Annotated in this window: 20 protein-coding genes; 7 read left to right on the plus strand and 13 right to left on the minus strand. The window is 64.5% G+C overall.

Features of this window, described 5'->3' with window-relative positions:
- Positions 1 to 133: 133 nt before the first annotated feature.
- On the minus strand, positions 134 to 562 hold the full coding sequence (locus UP06_RS22925; RefSeq protein ID WP_045006025.1) for a GFA family protein: 429 nt from the start codon (positions 560 to 562) through the stop codon (positions 134 to 136).
- Positions 563 to 656: 94 nt separating this feature from the next.
- On the opposite strand from UP06_RS22925, the gene UP06_RS22930 reads away from it, so the two are divergent.
- The 3 genes from UP06_RS22930 to UP06_RS22940 all read left to right on the plus strand — a co-directional run bounded on the left by UP06_RS22930 (position 657) and on the right by UP06_RS22940 (position 3726).
- Positions 657 to 1031: a nuclear transport factor 2 family protein gene (locus UP06_RS22930; RefSeq protein WP_045005927.1), complete on the plus strand. Its 375-nt coding sequence runs from the start codon at positions 657 to 659 to the stop codon at positions 1029 to 1031.
- A gap of 181 nt (positions 1032 to 1212) precedes the next feature.
- Complete coding sequence (gene bla, locus UP06_RS22935; protein ID WP_045005928.1) at positions 1213 to 2070, plus strand: class A beta-lactamase; 858 nt, start codon at positions 1213 to 1215, stop codon at positions 2068 to 2070.
- Between the two features lie 48 nt (positions 2071 to 2118).
- Complete coding sequence (locus tag UP06_RS22940) at positions 2119 to 3726, plus strand: Na+/H+ antiporter (RefSeq protein ID WP_045006026.1); 1608 nt, start codon at positions 2119 to 2121, stop codon at positions 3724 to 3726.
- 17 nt (positions 3727 to 3743) lie between these two features.
- Here the strand turns inward: UP06_RS22940 and UP06_RS22945 are convergent, their stop codons facing one another.
- The 6 genes from UP06_RS22945 to UP06_RS22970 form a co-directional block, all read right to left on the minus strand.
- Complete coding sequence (locus UP06_RS22945; RefSeq protein ID WP_045005929.1) at positions 3744 to 4556, minus strand: N-acetylmuramoyl-L-alanine amidase; 813 nt, start codon at positions 4554 to 4556, stop codon at positions 3744 to 3746.
- 3 nt (positions 4557 to 4559) lie between these two features.
- Positions 4560 to 5897, minus strand: coding sequence for a Rieske 2Fe-2S domain-containing protein (locus tag UP06_RS22950; protein WP_045005930.1), 1338 nt, complete (start codon positions 5895 to 5897; stop codon positions 4560 to 4562).
- Between the two features lie 178 nt (positions 5898 to 6075).
- Entirely contained in the window at positions 6076 to 6972 is an 897-nt protein-coding gene (locus tag UP06_RS22955; protein WP_045005931.1) for a TauD/TfdA dioxygenase family protein, read from the minus strand.
- A 140-nt stretch (positions 6973 to 7112) separates the two neighbouring features.
- Positions 7113 to 8396: a flavodoxin-dependent (E)-4-hydroxy-3-methylbut-2-enyl-diphosphate synthase gene (gene ispG, locus UP06_RS22960; protein WP_045005932.1), complete on the minus strand. Its 1284-nt coding sequence runs from the start codon at positions 8394 to 8396 to the stop codon at positions 7113 to 7115.
- 12 nt (positions 8397 to 8408) lie between these two features.
- Positions 8409 to 9362 carry a DMT family transporter gene (locus UP06_RS22965; RefSeq protein ID WP_045005933.1) on the minus strand — a complete coding sequence of 318 codons (954 nt, stop codon included), beginning with the start codon at positions 9360 to 9362 and terminating at the stop codon, positions 8409 to 8411.
- 35 nt (positions 9363 to 9397) lie between these two features.
- Positions 9398 to 9892: a Fur family transcriptional regulator gene (locus UP06_RS22970; RefSeq protein WP_045005934.1), complete on the minus strand. Its 495-nt coding sequence runs from the start codon at positions 9890 to 9892 to the stop codon at positions 9398 to 9400.
- 155 nt (positions 9893 to 10047) lie between these two features.
- On the opposite strand from UP06_RS22970, the gene UP06_RS22975 reads away from it, so the two are divergent.
- Genes UP06_RS22975 through UP06_RS22985 form a run of 3 tightly spaced genes read left to right on the plus strand, consistent with a single transcriptional unit; the run spans position 10048 to position 13247 of the window.
- Positions 10048 to 10530: a MarR family winged helix-turn-helix transcriptional regulator gene (locus UP06_RS22975; RefSeq protein ID WP_045005935.1), complete on the plus strand. Its 483-nt coding sequence runs from the start codon at positions 10048 to 10050 to the stop codon at positions 10528 to 10530.
- Positions 10523 to 11686, plus strand: a complete 1164-nt coding sequence (locus UP06_RS22980) for an HlyD family secretion protein (protein ID WP_045005936.1) — start codon at positions 10523 to 10525, stop codon at positions 11684 to 11686. Before UP06_RS22975 ends, UP06_RS22980 begins: the two co-directional genes overlap by 8 nt.
- Positions 11687 to 11690: 4 nt before the next feature.
- Positions 11691 to 13247, plus strand: coding sequence for an MDR family MFS transporter (locus tag UP06_RS22985; protein WP_045005937.1), 1557 nt, complete (start codon positions 11691 to 11693; stop codon positions 13245 to 13247).
- Positions 13248 to 13408: 161 nt separating this feature from the next.
- On the opposite strand, the gene UP06_RS22990 is transcribed toward UP06_RS22985, so the two are convergent.
- The 6 genes from UP06_RS22990 to pcaF form a co-directional block, all read right to left on the minus strand.
- Positions 13409 to 14503 carry a phosphotransferase gene (locus UP06_RS22990; protein ID WP_045005938.1) on the minus strand — a complete coding sequence of 365 codons (1095 nt, stop codon included), beginning with the start codon at positions 14501 to 14503 and terminating at the stop codon, positions 13409 to 13411.
- A gap of 48 nt (positions 14504 to 14551) precedes the next feature.
- Positions 14552 to 16243, minus strand: coding sequence for a methyl-accepting chemotaxis protein (locus UP06_RS22995; protein ID WP_045005939.1), 1692 nt, complete (start codon positions 16241 to 16243; stop codon positions 14552 to 14554).
- 270 nt (positions 16244 to 16513) lie between these two features.
- A complete protein-coding gene (gene pcaG, locus UP06_RS23000) occupies positions 16514 to 17116 on the minus strand; it encodes a protocatechuate 3,4-dioxygenase subunit alpha (protein WP_045005940.1) in 603 nt (200 codons plus the stop codon).
- 1 nt (position 17117) lies between these two features.
- Positions 17118 to 17819, minus strand: coding sequence for a protocatechuate 3,4-dioxygenase subunit beta (pcaH, locus tag UP06_RS23005; protein ID WP_045005941.1), 702 nt, complete (start codon positions 17817 to 17819; stop codon positions 17118 to 17120).
- Positions 17820 to 17930: 111 nt separating this feature from the next.
- Positions 17931 to 18824, minus strand: coding sequence for a dioxygenase family protein (locus UP06_RS23010; RefSeq protein ID WP_045005942.1), 894 nt, complete (start codon positions 18822 to 18824; stop codon positions 17931 to 17933).
- Positions 18825 to 18873: 49 nt separating this feature from the next.
- A complete protein-coding gene (gene pcaF / locus UP06_RS23015; protein WP_045005943.1) occupies positions 18874 to 20082 on the minus strand; it encodes a 3-oxoadipyl-CoA thiolase in 1209 nt (402 codons plus the stop codon).
- Positions 20083 to 20298: 216 nt separating this feature from the next.
- On the opposite strand from pcaF, the gene mutS reads away from it, so the two are divergent.
- Positions 20299 to 23037: a DNA mismatch repair protein MutS gene (gene mutS, locus UP06_RS23020; protein WP_045005944.1), complete on the plus strand. Its 2739-nt coding sequence runs from the start codon at positions 20299 to 20301 to the stop codon at positions 23035 to 23037.
- Positions 23038 to 23049: the final 12 nt, after the last annotated feature.

The following is a 23049-nucleotide window of genomic DNA, read 5'->3' on the forward strand; positions in this document are numbered from 1 at the left end:
TAGCAAGATCTGCCGCCTGCGCTTGTGATGGAGGTCACGAAGCAGCGCCGGCCGCATGCCGAGGAACCCCTTTCGTTAGTCGCGCCAGTGCGTTGGCGGTTCGCTGGCAAATGCGCGCGGGCCGGGGTTTCCCCTAGCCATTCCCGATGTGCCCCCGATACTGCGGCAGATTGTCCGTAATCTCGTGCCAAGGGGCCTTGGAGCCGACGAAAATATGGGCGCCCGGCCGGATCGAGGGGGCGTCGACCAGGGTTCCCATGGCGACATGGACCCATTTTCCTTCGCGGACCCGGGAATAGAGCAGCGAGCCGCAGCGGGCACAATGGGCGTCGTGCGTGGCGTCGTCCCCGAAAATGATGCGCTGGTCCTCGCCTCTGACGATGCGGAGCTTGCTGTGCTCGATCCCGGCGAACGGCTTGAAGGCGGAGCCGGTGGTGCGGCGGCAGTTCGAGCAGTGGCAGTTCATCGCATAGGAAAACGCGTCCGCCACCTCGTAACGGACGGCACGGCAATAGCATTCGCCGGCAAGGATACGAGCGTTCGAATTTTCTGATCCGGTCATGTCGGCGTCCTCGCGCAAAAGGCTTGGAGACCCATAGCGCAATTTGATGTGTACGACTAAGTTCGCGCCAAACCATCATTCAAAGGGATGACCCATGAGCCAGAATCGTTCGAGCGTCGAAGCCGTCGTGCAATCCTATTTTGACGGGCTTTACGAGGGCGACGCCGAAAAGCTCGGCGCCATCTTCCATCCCTCCGCCGATTTGCGCTGGGTCGAGAAGGGCGAATTGCAGGTGCTCACCGTGCCCGACTGGCTCGACCGCGTGCGCAAGCGCGCCTCCGCCAAGGCCGAGGGCAAGCCGCGCGAGGATTTCATCGTCACCATCGATCGCTCGGATGACAAGACCGCCTTCATCAAGGTCAAGTGCCAGCTGCCGCCGCGCTTCTTCACAGACTATCTGGTCGCAATGAAGCTCGCCGATGGCTGGCAGATCGTGTCGAAATCGTATCGGTATGACCTGAGGGAGTGAGGCTTTCACTGCCTGAAATCGGGCACACTCGTCTCCCATTCTCCGTCATTGCAAGCGTAGCGAAGCAATCCAGAATCTCTCCTCGGAGGCAGACTGGATTGCCTCGCTACGTTCGCAATGACGGCGCGGATCGCGCGTACGTTGCATCCTTCCCCACCTTCCGTCCCGCTCAAAGGTTCCCATGCTGCTCGATCGCCGTTCCCTGCTCGCCTCGCTGTGCTGGATGGCCGCTTCTCCCGCGCTCGCCGCGGATGCGCCGCCAGAACTCGAATCCTACGAACGCGAGAGCGGCGGGCGGATCGGGGTCTATGCAGAGAACCTCGCGACCGGCGCCAAGCTCATTTGGCGCGCCGACGAGCGCTTCGTCATGTGCTCGACATTCAAGGCCTCGCTGGCGGCCTGCGTGCTGGCGCGGGTCGATCGCGGCGAGGAGCAGCTTGCCGCCACGATCCCTTACGGCCAGGCCGATCTGCTCGACTATGCGCCGATCGCGAAGCAAAATCTCGCGACCGGCGCGATGTCGGTCGCTGAGATGTGCAAGGCAATCATCGAGCTCAGCGACAACACCTGCGCCAATTTGCTGCTGGCGCGGATCGGCGGCCCCGCCGCCCTCACCGCGTTCTGGCGATCCCTCGGCGATGCCACTTCGCGGCTCGACCACAATGAGCCCGAACTCAACCGCTCGCCGCCCGGCGATCCCCACGACACCACGACACCGGCCGCGATGGCGAACAATCTGCGGCGGCTGGTGACGGGCGAGGCATTGTCGCAAGCATCGCGCACGCAGCTCACCGACTGGATGGTGAACTGCAAGACCGGCGCCAACCGGCTGCGCGGCGGCCTGCCCGCAGACTGGAAGATCGGCGACAAGACCGGCAATAACGGCAAGGATGCATCGGGTGATATCGCGATCGTCTGGCCCAAGCCTGACAGGCCGATCCTGATCGCGGCCTATACCCAGGGCGGCACGCCAACCGCTGCACAGATCGAGGCCGTGTTCGCGCGCATCGGGCGCATGGTGACTGAGCGGCTCGCCTGACCACGCCACATTGACCTGTCGCCCGCTTCCGGGCGAAGACAGGCCATGATCGAAGCGAAATTTCAGACCTTTCTCATCCTGCTCGCGGTGCTGGCGGGCACGGCGGTGGTCGCGCGCCGCTTCAATGTCGCGCCGGCCATTCTCCTGATGCTGGCCGGAATCGGCCTCGCCTTCGTGCCGGGCATGCCGCCGGTGGAACTGCCGCCGGAACTGGTGCTGCTGATGGTGCTGCCGCCGCTGATCTACTCGGCGAGCGTCGCCATGAGCTGGCGCGAGTTCAGGAACAATCTGCGCCCGATCGTGCTGCTAGCGGTCGGCGCCGTGATCTTCACCGCGGCACTGGTGGCGGCGGCCACACATTATTTGATCGAGCTGCCCTGGACCATCGGCTTCCTGCTCGGGGCCATCGTCGCGCCGCCCGACGTGGTAGCGCCACTCGCGATCGCACGCCGACTGAACCTGCCGCGCCGAATCCTGGTCATACTCGAAGGCGAAGGGCTCGCCAATGACGCCACCGCGCTGATCCTGTACCGCTTTGCGCTTGCCGCAATCATGGTCGGCCAGTTCTCGCTGCCGAAGGCGGCCGGCGAATTTTCTCTCATCGTCGCCGGCGAGATCGCCTTCGGCATCGGCGTCGGCTGGCTCTCCTTGCGCGCCCGCAAATGGGCTCACGATCCGCAGGTCGAGCTTACGCTGTCGCTGATCACGCCTTACGTCTCCTATTGGCTGCCCGAGCATTTCGGCGGCTCCGGCGTGATCGCCACCGTAGCCTGCGGCCTCTATGTGAGCTGGAACGGGCCGCTGTGGATCTCCGCGTCGACGCGGCTGCAAGGCATCTTCTTCTGGGACCTCATCATCTACCTGATCGAGGGCCTCTTGTTCCTGCTCACCGGCTTCCAGATGCGGGCGCTTTACGAGAAGTCGAAGGCGTTTCCGCTCGACGACATCATGATCGCGACCGCCATCGTGATGGTGGTCATCGTCATCGCGCGCTTCGCCTGGCTCTATCCCGCGATCTACCTGCCGCGGATCCTCAGCAAGTCACTGCGCACGCGCGATCCGTCGCCGCCATGGCAATGGCCGTTCACGCTCGCGTTCACCGGCGTGCGCGGCGCCGTGTCGCTCGCGGCCGCGCTGGCGCTGCCGTTCACGCTGCCGAGCGGCGAGGCCTTTCCATTTCGCGACCTGATCTTGTTCGTCGCCTTCGGCGTCATCTTCATCACGCTGGTCGGCATCGGCCTCACGCTGCCGCCGGTGGTGCGCTGGCTCGGCATCGCGGAAGCCGGCCGCAACGAACATGTCGCCGAACACGAGGCTGAGATCTCGGCACGGCGCCAGGCGCTCGACGCCGCATTGAAATCACTCGATACCTTGACCGACGAGAAGGAAGTATCCGAGGGGGTGGTGAAACTGCTGCGCGCACGTCACGAGATCCGCGCCAACCAGCTTCCGGACTCGCTCGACCCAAACCACCACGACGTTTCCGCGGCCGGCACCGCTTTGACCCGCGAGCTGATCGGAGCCGAGCGCAAATTCATCCATGACCTCTTGCGCGACGGCCAGATCACGGACGAGACGCGGCGCCGGATCGAGCGCGATCTGGATCTGGAGGAAGCGAGTTTGGCGAACAGGGAGTATCGAGGGGCGCCGTTGTAGCTTAGCGCCACTATCTCTTACCGCCTCTCGCAAAACTCCTGCATCGCCACCGTCACGGCCGTCGCAATCAACTCCTGTCGCTCCGGCGAGTTCATCGCCATCTCCTCATCGCGGTTGATGATGGAGCCGGCCTCGAGCAGCACTGCGGCGCTATTGGTTTGCGACAGCACCACGAGCCCGTCATAGCGATAGACGCCGACATCCTTGTCGAGCAATTCGTGCCGGTAGCGGCCCATCAGCGGCAGGGTGTATTGGCTGGCATATTGCAGGCCGCGCTCCTTCAGTTCCTTGCCCAGCAGCCGCGCGAAGGCGAGGCTTGCGCCGAACCTCGGATTGCGCTCCGACACGAACAGCGAATGGCCGCCAAAGCGGTCGCTGAAGAAGCTCTTGGCGCCCTCGAATTCCCATGCCTCGAGCATCTTGTCCGGCACGGAATCGTGGTGAATCGACAGGAAGAAATCCGCATGCGCAGCATTGGCGGTGCCGACGCGCTTGAGCAGGCTTGCCCTCGCCTTGCCCTCGGTCACGAGCACGCGGGTCGCGGCAAAGCCGGCCGACTTCAATCTCTCGCCGATGAGTTTCGCTAAGTGCAGGTTGAAGCCGAATTCTACATCGTTGCGCGCGCTCGTCGCACCCTGCGATTCGGAGGTGTGCCCGACGTCGAGCACGATCCGGAATTTGCGCGGCTCGCATTTTTCCGGGACCTCTGTCTTTTGTCTGGTTTTAGCGACCTTGCGCGCCGGTGCGGTGCGCCTCGCGTCGACCGGCGCGGGCGATGATGCGACCAGCGACACCACAATCGCTGCGACAATGCCTCGCGCCAGTGACAAGCGCTACTCCGCCGCTGCAATCCGGGGACGGCCGACAAAGCCCGCGACGTCGCCGAAACGCTCCAGCATCACCGCGGGCAGGTCCTTGGTCTTGCTGGTGACGCAGGCGCCGGAGCGCACGGCGTAGCGATCCTGATGCGCGGCCTGCGGCGGCGGCTCGCCGTGCTGAAGCGCGCGCGCCAGATCCATCACCACTTTCCGGAAATGCATGATGCCGAGATCAGTCGGACCGAGATGCTCGCGGGTGCGGTCGGCGATCGGACCCTGGCTGTCCTGCACCGCGGCGTCCTGCTCGGAGACGCCCTTGATACCGGTGTAGCTTTTGGTCCTCTGGAGCTTGCGGTCGATCAGATAGTCGTTGCCCTTGTGACGCAGCGGCACGTAATTGTCATCGACCTCCGAGATCACACCGTTGCCGCGGTCATAGGCGTCGCGCTCTCCTTGCGTCAGCGGCCGCTCTGGATTCCAAGCATAGGTGTAGATCCAGCAATTGGTGTCGGTCACCGGCACGAAGGTCTGGCCAAAAATGTTCTCGCCGGGCATCGCGCTCGGCGCGTAAGCGTGGAATGGCATCAGGAACTGCGCGATGCGCCAGTAGATGTTGTCGCTGCCGGTGAGCCGGCCGCCGGCGATCGTCAGCCCCACCTCGTGCGCGGCGATCTTGATCACCGGGCGCGGATCCTCTGCGATCCAGCGCATGTGGTCGCTCGACATCCGCACGAGCGGATTCACGAAGTGCTTCTTGATATCCAGAATCTCGTTCTCCTCCTTATCGAAGGAGAGATGCGCGAAGGTGAAATGCGCGGTGTCGATCGAGCCCTCCAGCGCCTGCACCCAATTGCAGTCCTGCCATTTCTTGCTGACGTAGCGGTGCGAGGCCGGCAGCAGCGCCATCTCGAGATCGGGCAGCTCGGGCATCGCATTCGCGGGGCCCATATAGGCCCAGATCATCTCACCCCATTCGCGCACCGGATAGGACTTGATGCGGATGAGATCCTTGGCGTTGAGATCGGGATAGGAGGTCGGCATGTCGACGCACCGGCCGTCGGTATCGAACTTCCAGCCGTGATAGACGCAGCGGATGCCGCATTCCTCATTGCGCCCAAGCCAGAGATTGGCGCCGCGATGCGGACAGTATTGGTCGATGACACCGACCACGCCGCGTGAGTCGCGGAAGGCGAGCAGCTCTTCGCCGAGGACCGTGATCTTCTTCGGCTCGCCGTCGGCCTCGGGGAGTTCTTCAGAAAGAAGGACCGGGATCCAGAAGCGGCGCAGCAATTCGCCCATGCCTGTTCCCTGGCTCGATTCGGTCAGGAACTTGTTATCCTCGGCGCGGAGCATGGCAGATCCTCCCGATTTGTTTTTTAGGAAGATTGGCGCGGGCGGAGGAGGACGTCAACGCAAGAACCGTTTCGTAGGGTGGCAAAGCGAAGCGTGCCCAGCACCCAACTACGACTGGAGATAGGGAGTTGGTGGGCACGGCGCTGACGCGCCTTTGCCCACCCTACGACAGCTGCGCCTAAACCGGCCGCTCCCCCTTCACCGTCACGCGCGTCCCTGACCGCGTGTGCGGCCAGTAGTCCCACATCGCGCGGTGTTGGGCGCAGCGGTTGTCCCAGAAGGCGATGGCGTTCTCGGTCCAGCGGAAACGGCACTGGAACAGCGGGTTTTCGGCGTGCTGGTAGAGATAGGCGAGCATCGCGTCGCTCTCATCGCGGGGGATGCCGTCGATGTGACGGGTGAAGCCGCGATTGACGTAGAGTGCCTTCTTGCCCGTGACCGGGTGCGTGCGCACCGCCGGGTGCTCGGCGTTCGGATAGGACGGACGGTCGGCAACTCCGTAGTTTGCGTAGAGCCCACGATAGATCGGCTCGCCGTCATGCAGCGCAGTGAGCCCGTCGAGATAGGCCTTCATGCGGTCGGACAGCGCCTCATAGGCCGCGTACATGTTGGCGAACAACGTGTCGCCGCCGCGCGGTGGGCACTGCTTGATGTAGAGGATCGACCCCATCGGCGGCTCGAGATCGCAGGACACGTCAGAATGCCAGCCCTCGCCGTTGGCGCGCGGCGAATTCGCATCCGCATAGATCTTCATCAGCGCCGGATCTTCATCCTCATGCGGGGCGGCCGGATGAAAGTGCAGCTCGCCGAACTTGCGGCCAAAGGCGAGATGCTGCTGTGGCGTGATGTGCTGGTCGCGGAAGAAGATGACGAGGTTTTCGGCGAGCGCGCGATGGACCTCGTCCATCTGCCGGTTGGAGCGTGCGTCGTCGGAGACGAGCTTGCCGATGTCGACGCCGGAGATCTCAGCACCGATGATCGGCGTGAGCTTTTCGACCGCAATGGTTTCGTAAGGCGCGCCGTCCTCAGCCGTGTGGCGGTAGCGCGGACCCTGCTTGCCGGCGAGTGAGCTCATGGCGTGTCTCCCGATCATCTTGATTGGAAGACATCGTAGCCCGGATGGAGCGAAGCGCAATCCGGGACCAGTTCATCAGCTTGCGAGAGCCCCGGATTTCGCTGCGCTCCATCCGGGCTACGCGCTACAACGGAGTGAAACTACTCCGCCGCGGTCACCGGCACCTTGGCGCCCTGGCCGTAGCGTTGGTCGATGTAGTCGATCACCAGCGCCTTGAAGTCGGCAGAGATGGTCGGGCCGCGCAGCGTGCGGAACTTCTTGCCGTCGACGAAGACGGGCGCAGCCGGCGCTTCGCCGGTGCCGGGCAAGGAGATGCCGATATTGGCGTGCTTGGATTCGCCGGGGCCGTTGACGATGCAGCCCATCACCGCGACGTTGAGCTCTTCGACGCCGGGATATTTCGTCTTCCAGTTCGGCATCTCGTCACGAATGAAACCCTGGATCGATTGGGCCAGCTCCTGGAACGTGGTCGAGGTGGTGCGGCCGCAACCGGGACAGGCCGCAACCAGCGGCACGAAGGTCCGGAAGCCCATGGTCTGAAGCAGCTCCTGGCCGACCTGCACCTCGCGGGTGCGGTCGCCGCCGGGCTCGGGCGTCAGCGAGATGCGGATGGTGTCGCCGATGCCCTGCTGAAGCAGGATGCCGAGCGCGGCAGACGACGCCACGATGCCCTTGGTGCCCATGCCGGCCTCGGTGAGGCCGAGATGGATGGCGTAATCGGAACGGCTGGCGAGAACCTCATAGACCGCGATCAGATCCTGCACCGCCGAGACCTTGGCCGACAGGATGATGCGGTCCTTGGGCATGCCGAGCTCTTCGGCGCGCGCTGCCGAGAGCAGCGCCGACTGCACCATGGCTTCGCGCATCACCGCGCGCGCATCGCGCGGATTGGCCGATGCGGTGTTCTCATCCATCAGCCTGGTCAGCAGCTCCTGGTCGAGCGAGCCCCAATTGGCGCCGATGCGCACCGGCTTGTTGTTCTTGTTGGCGATCTCGATGATGTCGGCGAACTGGGTGTCGCGCTTGTCCTTGAAGCCGACATTGCCGGGATTGATGCGGTACTTGGCCAGCGCTTCAGCGCAGGCCGGATAGGCGGCGAGCAGCTTGTGGCCGATATAGTGGAAGTCGCCGATCAGGGGCGTGGTGAGACCGAGCTTGAGCAGGCCGTCGCGGATGTGCGGAACGGCGGCTGCCGCCTCCTCGCGGTCGACGGTGATGCGGACCAGCTCGGAACCGGCGCGCGCGAGCGCTGCGACCTGGGCGATGGTGCCATCGATATCGGCGGTGTCGGTGTTGGTCATCGACTGCACCACGATCGGCGCACCGCCGCCCACGGCGACGTTGCCAACCTTGACCTGGGTGGTGTGATGACGCGGTGCAGGGCCCGCGATGTCGGAATCGATCGAGTTTTCGAGCTTGTTCATGGGGTCCAAATATCAGGTTTTGGTGACGTTCAGCAATGCATCGCGTGGCGCCGCAGCCTCTCGGCTCGGACGGTTAACCAGAAAAAGCCCAGCAATTACAAGGACGGCTGCGGCTCCGAAAGCCAGGCTCAGGCTGTCGTGCATGATGAAATAGCTACCCACCACACCAAACAAAGGGGTGATGAAGGTAAAAGCCGACAATTTGCTGGCCGAATAGGTCTTCACCAGCGCGAACCAAAGCGTGAACGTGGTTCCCACCACCCAGATCGCCTGGAAGGCCATCAGGCCGAGCGACAGCGGCGACGGTGTATGGGTGATGGATTCCCCGAACAGCCAGGCGGCGGTGCCGAGGATCGGGATCGAGGTCGCGACCTGATAGCCCAGCGCCTTCTCGGGCGCGGCAAAGCGCAGCCGCGTGCCCTTGGCGACCAGCGTGGTCGCGGCCCACAGCGCGGCGCCGGCGACGATCAAGAGATCGCCGAGCAGGACGTGCGAGTCCACGTTGGCCTGCGGGACGCCGATCGCGAGGGCGACGCCGGCAAAGCTCACGGCCAGCCCCAGCCATTGCGAGGAGCCCAGCCGCTCGCCGAGCACCTGATAGGAGCCGAGCGCGACGAAGAACGGCGCGGTGTACAGGAACACCACCGCGCGCGACGCGGAGGTGAGGCGCAGGCCCTGGAAGATCAGCACGAATTCGATGCCGAACATCAAGCCTGCAAAAAGACCCGCCTTCCACGTGCCATCGCGCTCGAAGAATTTGACGCCACGCACGGTGCCGATGATGAACAACACCGGCAACGCACCCATCGACCGGATCATCGCCTGAAGCATCGGCGGAATATCGGGCAGAACGAACTTCACCGCGATCTGATTGAAGCCCCAGGTCAAGCACAGCATGAGCATCAGTGCGATGGCGCCGGCACTAAGGGGGCGACCGGCGGATTGATTGACTTGAGGTGAGGACATTTCTTCCCGAAATCCGGCTTCGCGCCGTTGTTGCTTTAAGAGGTCTTCTGACAATGGGTACAGGTGCCCGTGATCTCGACCACGGATAATTTCGGCGCAAAGCCTGACGCACGCGCCGCGGCATTGAGGTCCTTGGCGAAGGACGCCGACGGGATCTCGCCGACCAGGCCACAGCGCTCGCAGATCAGGAACGCCACCGCCGAGGTCGCGTCATGGTCGTGGGCGGCACAAGCGAGATAGGCGTTGCGACTTTCGATGCGGTGCACGAGACCGTTGGTTATCAAAAAATCGAGAGCACGGTAGACCGTGATCGGCGCCGGCCGCGGCATCGATTTGGCCAGTTCGTCGATCACCTCATAAGCCCCGAGCGGGCGGTGGCTGGAGAGCAGCGCCGCCAACACCTGGCGACGAATCGGCGTGAATTTCTGCGCGCGCTGCTCACAAACCGCCTCGGCATGCGCCAGCGCGTCGGCGGTGCAGCGGCCGTGATCGTGGTCAGGCGTCGGAAATGCCGGCTTTGCGAGGGTCATGTGGCCCGCCTTCTAGCATTTCGGCTGGGGAACCCAAAGCGCAGCCACCGAACGGCTGCCAGCCATGCTCTTGCTGCGGGACAGCATCGCGTTAACCCGCCATGAAATAATCATAAGCTTGCTTATTATAGTCAAGCTCATTGGGGGAGACATTTATGACCCGCGGGTCCGTCGACCAGAACTTCCTGTTCACGCTTGGTGAACTCTACCGTCTCTTGCGGGTCTATGCCGACAAGGAGGCGTCGCGCTTCGGCATCACCCGCGCGCAATGGGCGGTGCTGTCCAAGGTCGAGCGCAGCGAGGGCATGAAACAGTCGGAACTCGCCGAACTGCTGGAGATGCAGCCGATCACGCTGACGCGGCTGATCGACAAGCTCTGCGACAGCGACTGGATCGAGCGCCGCAACGACGCCTCGGACCGCCGCGTCAAGCGCCTCTATCTGAAGAAGGCCGGCCGGACGTTGCTCGGTAAAATGAGCGGCTTGAAGTCGGAACTCACGGCGAACGCGCTCGACGGCATCAGCCCGGCGGACGCCCATCGCCTCCTCACCCAACTCGAAACCATCAAGGAAAACGTGCGTAACGCGATCCAGACGTCCGGAGCGGAACAAGCGCGTAAGGAGCAGCGCTATGGCTGATCAAGTTCTCAAATTCCAGCCCGAGCAGAAGATCGACAGCGGCAAGCCCACCAAGAAGGCCGGCACCGACCCACGCCGCCGCCTGGTCGCGGGCCTGCGGCGCTATCGCCGCTTCCTGCTCATGGTCGTACTGCCGATCGTCGTCGCCATCGCCGGCTTCACCTTCTATCTCAATGGCGGCCGCTATGTCGGCACCGACGATGCCTATGTCGGCGCGCAGAAGGTTTTGGTGACGCCCGACATCTCCGGCAAGATCGAGAAGGTCGTCGTGAAAGAGGGGCAGATCGTCAACAAAGGCGACGAGCTGTTCGAGATCGACCCCGTGCCGTTCCGCCTCGCGGTGGACGAGTCCAAGGCGCAGCTCGCGCAGGCGCAGACGACCTATGACAACCTCCGCGCCAACATCAAGATCTACGGCGACATGCTCAACCTCGCCCAGCAGGGCGTCGACCTGAAGCAGCGCGACGTCGAACGCAAGCAGTCACTGGTGAAGAACAGCTTCGGCTCGCAGCTCGACCTCGACAACTCGGCGAACGCGCTGGTCACGTCCGGCTCGATCGCGCAGTACATCAAGCAGCAGATCTCGACGGCCAAGACCCAGCTGCTCGGCGATCCCGACCTGCCGCTGGAAAAATTCCCGCCCTACGCGCAGGCCAAGGCAAAGCTCGACAACACCGAGCGCAATCTCGACCACGCCGTGGTGCGCGCGCCGATGGGCGGCGTGGCGACGCAGGTCGAGCAGATCCAGCTCGGCCGCTACGTCTCCGCCGGCATGGCGGTGTTCTCCATCATCGACGTCGCCCATCCCTGGGTCGACGCCAATCCGAAGGAGAGCGACCTCACCCACGTCACCGAAGGCCAGTCGGTCACGCTCGAGGTCGACGCGTTCCCGAACCATGTCTTCAAGGGCAAGATCGGCTCGCTGTCGCCCGGCACCGGCGCGCAATTCGCGATCCTGCCGCCGCAGAACGCCACCGGCAACTTCGTCAAGGTGGTGCAGCGCGTGCCGATCCGGATCTATTTCGACGAGACCGACAAATACGTGAAGAGGCTGAAGGCCGGCATGAGCGTCTATGCCACCATCGACACCGGCCATCAGCGCTCGCTCGCTGGCCTGTTCGGACTGTCGGCAACAGCTAGCCAGGACAAGGACTGATCCGATGGCGGAGTCCAATCCCGCCCTGATGGTCCCCGGCCTGCGCCGGAACATGGTGACGATCTGCGCCATGACCGCGACCATCATGCAGGCGCTGGACACCACCATCGCCAACGTTGCGCTGCCCTACATGCAGGGCACGCTGTCGGCCTCGCAGGACCAGATCAACTGGGTGCTGACCTCCTACATCGTCGCCGCCGCGATCATGACGGCGCCGGTGGGCTGGATCTCCAACCGCTTCGGCCGCAAGCGCATCTTCATCATCTGCGCCGCCGGGTTCACCTTCGCCTCCGTACTGTGCGGGCTGGCGCAGGACATCAACCAGATGGTGCTGTTCCGCCTGCTGCAAGGCGTGTTCGGCGCAGCCCTGGTGCCGCTGTCGCAGTCGGTCATGCTCGACTATTACACGCTCCAGGAACGCGCCAAGGCGATGTCGATCTGGGGCATGGGCGTGATGATGGGCCCCATCATGGGCCCCTCGCTCGGCGCCTGGCTGACCGAGACCTATTCCTGGCACTGGGTGTTCTTCGTCAATCTGCCGTTCGGCGCGATCACCGTGCTCGGGCTCTCCATCTTCATGGACGAGACCAAGCAGGATTCCAGCCTCAAATTCGACTGGTTCGGCTTCGCCGCGCTGGCGATCGGGATTGGCGCGCTCCAGCTTGCGCTCGACCGCGGCGAGCAGCTCGACTGGTTCGAGTCCGCCGAGATCCTGACCGAATTTGCCGTCTCCGCCGTCGCCTTTTACTATTTCTTCGCGCACTCCTTCACGACGTCGCGGCCGTTCATCCAATTCGCGCTGTTCAAAGACCGCAATTTCCTCACCGGCGTCATCTTCATGACGGTGATGGGGCTCGTGCTGTATTCTACCATGGCGCTCGCGTCGCCCTACTTACAAAACGTCATCGGCTATCCCATCATGACCGCCGGCGGCCTGCTCGCGAGCCGTGGCTTCGGCACCTTCTTCGCGATGATGATGGTCGGGCGCATCATGCGCTACATCGAGGCGCGCACGCTGATCATCTCCGGACTGACGCTGACGGCGGCGTCGCTGTTCCAGATGACCGGCTGGACCGACCAGACCCAGGTGCCGGAAATCGTGGTCGTCAGCGTGATCCAGGGGTTTGGCTTCGGCCTCGTCTTCGTTCCGCTTTCGACGGTCGCGTTCCTCACTCTGCCGAACCATCTGCGCACCGATGGCACCTCGATGCTGACGCTCTTCCGCAACGTCGCGAGCTCGGTCGGCATCTCGATCGTCATCGCCCAGCTGACCCAGGGCACGCGCAAGACCTATGCGATCCTGTCCGAGCACATCAACCCGTTCAATCACGCGCTCCAGATGCCTGATGTCAGCGGCATGATCAATCTGTCGACCGACGCCGGCCGCGCCATGGCCGACAGAATCGTTGGCCTCCAGGCGCAGATCATCGCCTTTGCGCGCGACTATCAGCTCGTGATGTTCTTCATCCTCTGCACCATCCCGCTTGCCTTCATGATCGGCTCGACCAAGGCCACACTGCGCAAGCAGACGGCAGCGCCGGAACATGCGGTGATGGAGTAGGTAACTGTCGTCCCGGCGAAGGCCGGGACCCATAGCCACAGGGCATAGTTTGGCGAAGACTGGCGGTGATCTTCGTTTGGGACGGACACTGCCTAAAACCGATAGACCTCGCGGTATGGGTCCCGGCCTTCGCCGGGACGACGCCTAATATGTTGCGCCGCCTATCCCAAAATCTCCTCGCAACCCAGATCCTCGACCGCCATCATCACCCGCTCCAGATTGTTCCACCAGATCAACGGCGGGATGTTGATGCTCCATTGCCAGACCGGTTTGGTGATGTGCCAGAGCACCGACGAGCGATAATCCTGGTCGAGCGCGCCGCGCGTGTAGCCGGTCACGCCGTGCGCGATCAGTGTCTCATGGTAGAGGTTGAGCAGGGGACGTTCGAGCGCCTGCCGGCGCTCCGGATACCATTGCATGGCCATCATGTAGGCGAGATCGCTGGTGGGAACATTGATGCCCCACAGGTCGAAATCGAAGATGCGCACGGTGTCGGCGACACCGGCGCGCGGCAGCAGGAAATTCCAGGTATGAGCATCGCCATGGGTGATGCTGACGTGGCGGCGCGAATGGTAACGCTGGGACAGCCGGGCCGACTGCTCGACGAGGCGGCGGTAGAGCAGGCGGCGCTCTTCGCTGAGGCGGTCGCCGAGCAGATCGGCGAAGCGGTCATAATGGCCGGCAAAGGTCTCCATGTGCGTCGCGCTGTCCTCTGCGCTCGCCCAGTCACCAACGGTCTCGCCGAGGCTGGCATGGTCCCACCAGGCCGCATGCAAGCGCGCCAGCGTAGTGACGATCGCCATCATCTGCTCGCGTGAGGGCGGCAGCGGCCATTGGCTCGCGATCTCATGACTGTCGGTGAGGTCCTCGAGCAGGAGATGCCAGGCCTGGCTTTCCTCGTCGAAATGCCCATCGAAGCAGCTCGGCACGAGCCCCCGCGGCATTTTTGGCGCGAGCTGGGTGTAGAAGGCGACCTCATGCCGGCCGGCATTCGCGAGCGTCTTCGCGAAGGCAGAATGCGCGGTCTTGAGGATCAGAGATTGCGGGGCGCCGGCAGACTCCCCGACATAGCGCAGGCCGAGGCGGACGATGTGCGACAGGATCGTGTCACGCTCATGCAGCACCTTCACTTCGCGGACGGCACCGGCGTCCAGCACGCCGGCCTTGCGCAGCGCGGCGGTAAGATAAGCCGGCTCGGCGACCGCCGGCAGTTGCGAATCTGTCATGAAAGCCACGATGCCCCCGTGCGGTGCCATACTGCACGATCAAAGCCGCGGGCACCAGCGGGCTGACCGGGCGCCAAGCTACGCCGCCGCGGTCGAGTCGCGCACTGTCCGGACCACCACCGTGCGCAGCGATTCGAGGTTCGCCGCCATGCCGGCGATCGCCTGCCTGACCTCCGTGGCGCGCTCGTTCACCGAGGCGGCGTCGCGGCTGACATTGCCGATCTTGGTCGAGACGTCCTTCGCCGCCGAGGCCGACTCGGAAACCGACCGCGCAATCTCCCTTGTTGCGGCATCCTGCTCTTCCATCGCCGCGGCGACTGAGGTCGCGACGCCATCGATCTCGACGATGTGGCCTCCCATCGTCTCGACGGCGTCGACCGCGGCCTGGGTGGAGGCCTGGATCTCGGCGATCAGGCGCGCGATTTCCTCGGTGGATTTAGCGGTCTGGTCGGACAATGATTTCACCTCGGCGGCGACCACCGCGAAACCGCGGCCTGCGTCGCCCGCGCGCGCCGCCTCGATCGTGGCATTGAGCGCCAGCAGATTGGTCTGGCCGGCGATGCCGCCGATGAGGTCGGAGACCTCTGCGATCTTCTTCACCGAGCCGGCCAGCGTCTGGATGGTTGAGCGCGCCTGCTCGCGGCCTGCGACCGCCGATTTGGTGACCGTGCTGGTGCGCGCGACCTGGGTGGCGATCTCCCGGATCGAGGCGCTCAGCTCCTCGGCCGCGGCTGAGACGGTCTGCGAGCTGCTCAGGGCCTGGGTGGACACCGAGGCCACGGCCTGCGACTCCGAGGACAGCGAGCGGGCGATCTCGGACAGGCTGGAGGCAGCTCGTTCCACACCCGCGGCCGCAGCACTCGCGGTGTCGACGGAGCGGCCGGTCTCGCGCTCGACGGTCTCAGCCATTTGATGCAGGGCGCCGCGCTTGGCAGACGCCGCCTCCTGCTCCTTCTGCAATTGCTCCTCACGCAGCCGGGAATTCTCGACGGCGGCCTGCTTGAACACGAGGAGTGCCCCTGCCATCGAACCGACCTCATCCTGACGGTGCGCGAAGGGGATGTCGGCGGCGAGATCGCCGGTCGCGAGCTTTTGCATCGCATCGGTCATGCGCACGATCGGACGCACCACGCCGAGGGCAACACCGAGCAGGCCCGCGGCAATGAAGGCCAGGACGGCGGCGGAGACGCCCAGCAGGATGTAGAGGATCGAGCTGTCGCGATCCGCGGCCAGCTTCTCCATATCGGCATTTTGCTTGTTGGCGCTCTCGACGATGCTGTCGATGACAGCGCGATGCGCGGTGTAGGCGTCCTTGAGCTGCGCGTAGGCGCGCTCGGCGGCGGCCGTGTCCTTGGCCTTGAGGGCCGGCAGGAGTTGATCGGACAGCAGCTTCCAGAATTTCTGCACTTCAGCGTCTGATTTCGACACCAGGGCGGTCTTCAGGTCGGCGGAGAGGCTCGAGGCGGTCCAGTACGCCTTACGCTCGTCGTAGTCCTTGCGGAGCTGGACCAGACGCTCACCATGAGCCGCCAGCTGATCCGGCTCGCGCATCGCCAGCGTCGCTTCGAGATAGGCCTCGATGACGTATTCCGGCGGCGGCAGGATATCCGCGATCAGATCGTTGCCGAGCTTGATGTCGGTGTAGAGCGGACCTCCGACCTTGAGCTCGCGCAGCGCATAGTAGCTGGTGGCAACCACGGCCGTGAAACCGACGGCCAGAACAATGCCGAACGCAATGATCGCGGAAGAAAGCGACAGACGTATTTTCATGGAACAATCCGGTAGCCCGCGTCGAATCAAATCGGACGTTAAGGGCTTGCGGTAAACACGGGATTGCTTCGCGCGGAAATTGTACTGAAACGACCCCGGCGAACTACGGGAAAATCGGCAACGCACTTCTCGTACAGCGCAGCGGTCGCGTGCGAAGACGGGAAAATAGCCCAAAGATAGTTTTGAGGACCGCCGCGTTGCAACATCAGGCCCGACCAGATGTGTGGCGTGCCGACATCATCGTTGCCGCACACGCCATCGCACCCATCCTCACACGTCGAAGAACACTGTCTCCTCGCCGCCCTGCAAATGCAGGTCGAGGCAATACACCGCCTTGCTAGCGTCGCGCGCTGCGATCAGCGTGGCGCGGCGATCGGCCGGTACCAGCGCCAGCACGGGATCGGCGGCGTTGCCGGCCTCGTCGCTGAAGTAGATGCGGGTGTAGAGGTGCCGCAGCATGCCGCGGCCGAACACCGCAAGGAGGAGATGGGGCGCCTGCGGCTTGCCGTCCGGATCCGGCACCACGCCCGGCTTGATAGTGTCGAAGGAATAGTTGCCGTCCTTGTCGGTGCCGCAACGGGCGAAGCCGCGGAAGCTGGCATTCGGCAGCGCGCGCTTGTCCTGCGGATCGGCGAAGCGGCCCTGCGCATCCGCTTGCCAGATCTCGAGCATGGCGTCCGGCACGACGGCGCCTTCGCCATCGAACACCCGGCCCTCGATGCGGACGCGATCGCCCGTGACGTCGGGCGTGAGCGTCGAGTTGGTGAAGGCGTCATTCCAGGCGTAGTCGCCGGTCGGTGTCAGGCCGTATTTGAAGAACGGACCGACGGTCTGCGATGGCGTGATCCCGTTGTCCTTTACGTTATCCTGCACGTTACTTGGTCTCCATGGGAGTGGCGTTCTTGCCGCGCAGCACGATGTCGAAGCGGTAGCACAGCGCCCATTCGGGCTTGGTATTCTCCAAGTCGAACGACGACACCATCCGCATCCGCGCGGCCTCGTCAGGCACCGAGTTGAAGATCGGATCGAACGGGAACAGTGGATCGCCCGGGAAATACATCTGCGTCACCAGCCGCGTGACGAAAGAGTGGCCGAACACCGAGAGATGGATGTGCGCCGGACGCCAGGCGTTGTGGTGATTGCCCCAGGGGTAGGCGCCGGGCTTAATGGTGACGAAGCGGTAGTAGCCGGAGGCATCGCTTTGCGTGCGGCCTGCGCCGGTAAAATTCGGATCGAGCGGCGCCGGATGCTGGTCACGGACATGGACGTAGCGACCGCAGGCGTTGGCCTGCCAGATCTCGACCAGCGAATTCGGCACGCCGCGGCCGTCCTCGTCGCGGACATGGCCGTGGACGATGATGCGCTCGCCGAGCGGCTCGCCTTTGTGCTGGGTGGTGAGGTCGTTGTCGCCGTCGCGCACGGTCTCGTGGCCGTAGACCGGGCCGGTCAGCTCCGACAGCGTATGGCGCATCGGGATCAAGGGCTTGTTCGGCGCGCGCTTGATCGAGCTCTTGTATTCGGGCGACAGCGGCAGCGGATGCGCCTTGTTGCTGTCGACGGGGTAGATGAATGTCATTGGCGAACTCCTCCCCGGCGATTTCGGTCCAGCCGGTCAACGCTTCCGCCGATCATTATAGAATATAACTAATCTAGGGAAGCGAGTTTAGCAGGCCTCCGGCGCCCAACGCTATTTGATTGGCGGCCGTGGCAGCACGGCCTCTCCGGCCTCGAGCCGGTAGGTATGGTCGAGCGAATACCAGGGCGTCGCGACGGCCGCCGCGCTCGGATGCGGCGAATCGTGGCGCACGAACTTGCCGATCAGCGCTTGTGTCACGCCGAACTGCACGTCGCTGTCGATATGCGGGTCCGCGGGGTCGTAGACCTGCGAGATCAGCACCTTGAATCCGGGCTTGAAGATCAGGGCGTGCAGATGCGCGGGACGATAGGGGTGCCGGCTCTGCGCCTTCAAGAGGCGCCCGACCACGCCGTTGGTCGGAATAGGATAGCCGATCATCATCACCGAGCGGAACGAGAAGCGTCCATCCTGGTCGGTCGTGAACTTGCCGCGCAGGTTCATGTCCGCCTGTTCGGGATCCTGGTTCTCATAGAGACCGACCGGCGAAGCGTGCCAGACATCGACCTCCGCGCCGGCGACCGGGCGGCCGTCCTTGTCCACAACGCGACCGCTGACGAACAGCGGTGCGCCCGGCGTTTCGGAGCGGACGATCGATCCGCCATTCTCCATCCGCGGCGAGTTCAGCCGCCAGAACGGTCCGAGCAGCGACTGATCCGTTTCCGTGTTGCCCTGATCGCCATTGTTGAGCAGGCACACCAGCGGGGAGACGCCGAGCGAGCCCGCCATCAGCACGACTTCATTATGCGTGTCGGTCGAAAGCCTGCCGAGTTCGGCCACGATCGCCGTGGCGTCGCGGAATTCCGCCTCGGTCAGGCGAACATCGCGGACGAAGGCATGCAGGTGCTTGACCAGGGAGACCATGATCTGGCGCAGCCGCGGATCGGAGGTCCGCTCCATCACCGCCAATGCCGCGGCCGTGACGTCCTGCTCGCGCTCGATGATCATGAACGATCCCTGAAGGCCCTCTCCCCGCAAGCGGGGAGAAGGAGAGAGCTTAATTCAGCTTCTCGATCGCGACCGCGACACCCTGGCCGACGCCGACGCACATGGTGGCCAGTGCGAGCTTGCCGCCGCGCTTTTCCATGCCGTGCACGGCGGTGAGCGCGAGACGGGCGCCGCTCATGCCGAGGGGATGGCCGAGCGCGATGGCGCCGCCATGCGGATTGACGAAATCGGCATCGTCGGCGACGCCGAGCTGGCGCATGCAGGCGATGCCCTGCGAGGCGAAGGCTTCGTTGAGCTCGATCAGGTCGAAATCGCTGATCTTCTTGCCGAGCCGCTCCATCAGCTTGCGGGTCGCAGGCACCGGGCCGATGCCCATGACGCGCGGCGGCACGCCGGCGGAGGCAAGGCCAAGGATGCGGGCGCGGGGCGTCAGGCCGTGCTTCTTCACGGCAGCCTCGGAGGCGAGGATCATCGCGGCGGCGCCGTCATTGACGCCGGAGGCGTTGCCGGCCGTCACCGTGCCGGGATTGCGCACGATCGGCTTCAGTTTGGTCAGGGCTTCGAGCGTGGTTTCGGGACGCGGATGCTCGTCCTTGTCGACCGTGATCGGACCGGCCTTGCCGCCGGGAATGGTGATCGGGATGATCTCTTCGGCGAAATAACCGGCTGCGATCGCCGCGCCCGCGCGCTGCTGCGAGCGGATCGCGAAGGCATCCTGGTCGGCGCGCGAGACCTGGAATTCCTCGGCGACATTCTCGCCGGTCTCCGGCATCGCATCGACGCCGTACTGCGCCTTCAGCAGCGGATTGATGAAGCGCCAGCCGATGGTGGTGTCGAAAATCTCGGCGGAGCGCGAGAAGGCTTCCTGCGCCTTGCCCATCACGAAGGGGGCGCGCGTCATGGACTCGACGCCGCCAGCGATCGCAAGCTCGATCTCGCCGGAGCGAATGGCGCGGCCAGCCGCACCGACCGCATCGAGGCCCGAGGCACAGAGGCGGTTCAAGGTCTGGCCGGGAACCGAATCCGGGAGGCCCGCCAGCAGCAGCGCCATGCGCGCGACGTTGCGGTTGTCCTCGCCGGCCTGGTTGGCGCAGCCGAAGAACACCTCGTCCACCTGCGCCCAATCGAGATTGGGGTGCTTCGCCATCAGCGCCTTGATCGGGGCAGCCGCGAGGTCATCGGCGCGCACCTTGGCGAGCGAGCCGCCGAAACGGCCGATCGGGGTCCGCACGGCATCGCAGATAAAGACGTCACGCATCGTTGTTCTCCCTCAATGCCGCGGTTCGGCCAAAATTCTTCAATGTCGGCGGAGTTTTAGGAGGGCGCCCGCGACAGGTCAATTGACGGTTTCGCGCGTGTTCCGAGGGGCGCGCACGCTCGCCACGCATGCCGCGGTGCGGACAACGTGGAAAACCCGCCGCTCCCGGCCAAACCGGTAGGACCATGGGTCGAAATTTTGTAGGTTGCGCCGCTCATGACCATGCAACAGCCCATCCCTATACCGCCCCCCGATGACGTGCCCGCGCCGCAGGCGGAAGCTGCCGCGCGCGTCACGCCGATGATGGAACAGTACCTTGAAATAAAGGCCGGGCATCCGGGCCTGCTGCTGTTCTACCGGATGGGCGATTTCTACGAGCTGTTCTTCGAGGACGCCGAGATCGCCTCGAAAACCCTCGGCATCGTCCTGACCAAGCGCGGCAAGCATCAGGGCGCAGATATCCCGATGTGCGGCGTGCCGGTCGAGCGCTCCGAGGATTATCTGCACCGCCTGATCACCGCCGGTCACCGGGTCGCGGTGTGCGAGCAGACCGAAGATCCGGCCGCCGCCAAAGCGCGCGGCAACAAGAGCGTGGTGCGGCGCGGCGTGGTGCGGCTGGTGACACCGGGCACGCTGACCGAGGACACGCTGCTTGATGCGCGCGCCAATAATTATCTGCTGGCGATTGCGCGGGCACGTTCGTCGGCCGGCGGCGACCGCTTTGGCCTCGCCTGGATCGACATCTCGACCGCCGAATTCATGGTGCTGGAATGCTCAGGCGGCGAGCTCGCCGCGACACTGGCGCGCATCAATCCGAACGAGGCGATCGTCACCGACGCGCTCTATAACGACAGCGAGCTCGGGCAGACCTTGCGCGAGCTGCCGGCGGTGACGCCGCTGACCCGCGACGTCTTCGACGGTGCCACCGCTGAAAAGCGCCTGTGCGATTATTTCGCGGTCGCAACCATGGACGGGCTCTCGCAGCTCTCGCGGCTTGAAGCCACGGCCGCTGCGGCCGCCGTCACCTATGTCGACCGCACCCAGGTCGGCAAGCATCCGCCGCTGTCGCCGCCCGCGCGCGAAGCCTCCGGTGCGACCATGGCAATCGATCCGGCCACGCGCGCCAATCTCGAACTGACGCGCACGCTCGCGGGTGAACGCCGCGGCTCGCTGCTCGACGCGATCGACTGCACGGTGACATCGGCAGGCTCGCGCCTGCTGGCGCAACGGCTCGCCGCGCCGCTGACGGATGCATCGGCAATCGCACGGCGGCTCGACGCTGTCAGCAGCTTCGTTGCGGATTCGGCCGCGCGCGAGGACATCCGCAGCATTTTGCGCGGGGCGCCCGACATGTCACGGGCGCTGGCCCGCCTCTCGGTCGGCCGTGGCGGGCCGCGCGACCTCGCCGGCCTCCGCGATGGCATCATGGCGGCCGACCAGGCGCTGGCGCGGCTTAGCGAGCTCGAGCAGCCGCCGCAGGAAATCGCTGCCGTCATGGCGGCCTTGCAGCGTCCGTCGCGCGAGCTCGCGGCGGAATTTGCCAGCGCCCTCGACGATCAACTGCCCCTGATCAAGCGCGACGGCGGCTTCGTTCGCCAGGGCTACGAGCCCGCGCTCGACGAAACCCGAAACCTGCGCGACGCCTCGCGGCTGGTGGTCGCCTCGATGCAGGCGCGTTACGCCGACAATACAGGCGTGAAGGGTCTAAAGATCCGGCATAACAACGTGCTCGGCTATTTCGTCGAGGTCACCGCGCAGCACGGCGACAAGCTGATGTCGCCGCCGCTGAATGCGACCTTCATCCATCGCCAGACGCTGGCGGGACAGGTGCGCTTCACCACCTCCGAGCTCGGCGAGATCGAGGCCAAGATCGCCAACGCCGGCGACCGCGCGCTCGGACTCGAGCTCGAGATTTTTGAGCGGCTCTCCGTGAAGGCGCTCGCGGTCAGCGACGATTTGCGCGCCGCCGCCCATGCCTTCGCGCTGCTCGACGTCGCAACGTCGCTCGCCAAGCTCGCAATCGATGAGAATTATGTGCGACCCGAAGTCGACGAATCCCTCGGCTTTGCCATCGAGGCCGGCCGCCATCCCGTGGTCGAGCAGGCCTTGAAGCGCAATGGCGAGCCGTTCATTGCCAATGCCTCCGATCTCTCACCGGCGCCGGGGCAAAAGTCCGGCCAGCTCTGGTTGATTACGGGTCCGAACATGGCCGGTAAATCGACCTTCCTGCGCCAGAACGCGCTGATTGCGCTGCTGGCGCAGATCGGCAGTTTCGTGCCGGCGGCGCGCGCGCGGATCGGCATCATCGATCGCCTGTTCTCGCGTGTCGGCGCCGCCGACGATCTCGCCCGCGGCCGCTCGACCTTCATGGTGGAGATGGTCGAGACCGCGGCGATCCTCAACCAGGCCGGCGAGCGTGCGCTCGTGATCCTGGATGAGATTGGCCGCGGCACCGCGACCTTCGACGGTCTCTCGATCGCCTGGGCCGCGATCGAGCACCTGCACGAGAGCAACCGCTGCCGCACGCTGTTCGCCACGCATTATCACGAGCTGACTGCCCTCTCCGCAAAACTGCCGCGGATGTTCAACGCGACCGTGCGGGTGAAGGAATGGCAGGGCAATGTCGTATTCCTGCACGAGGTGCTGCCGGGCTCCGCCGATCGCTCCTACGGCATCCAGGTCGCCAAGCTCGCAGGCCTGCCGCCGGCCGTGATCACGCGCGCCAAATCGGTGCTGGCCAAGCTTGAAGCGCAAGATCGCGGCCAGACGGCACGCGCGCTCGCCGACGATCTGCCACTGTTCGCCGTGCCCTCGCGCGCCGCCGCCGAAGCTGCCCCGCCGAGCGAAGCCGAACTGCTGATGGAAGCGGTCAAGGCGCTGCATCCCGACGAGATGTCGCCGCGCGAGGCACTAGATGCGCTTTATGCGTTGAAGGCCAAGCTGCCGAAGCAGTAGCGGTGCCGTAAG

Source organism: Bradyrhizobium sp. LTSP857 (assembly GCF_000938285.1).
Classification (GTDB): Bacteria; Pseudomonadota; Alphaproteobacteria; order Rhizobiales; family Xanthobacteraceae; genus Bradyrhizobium.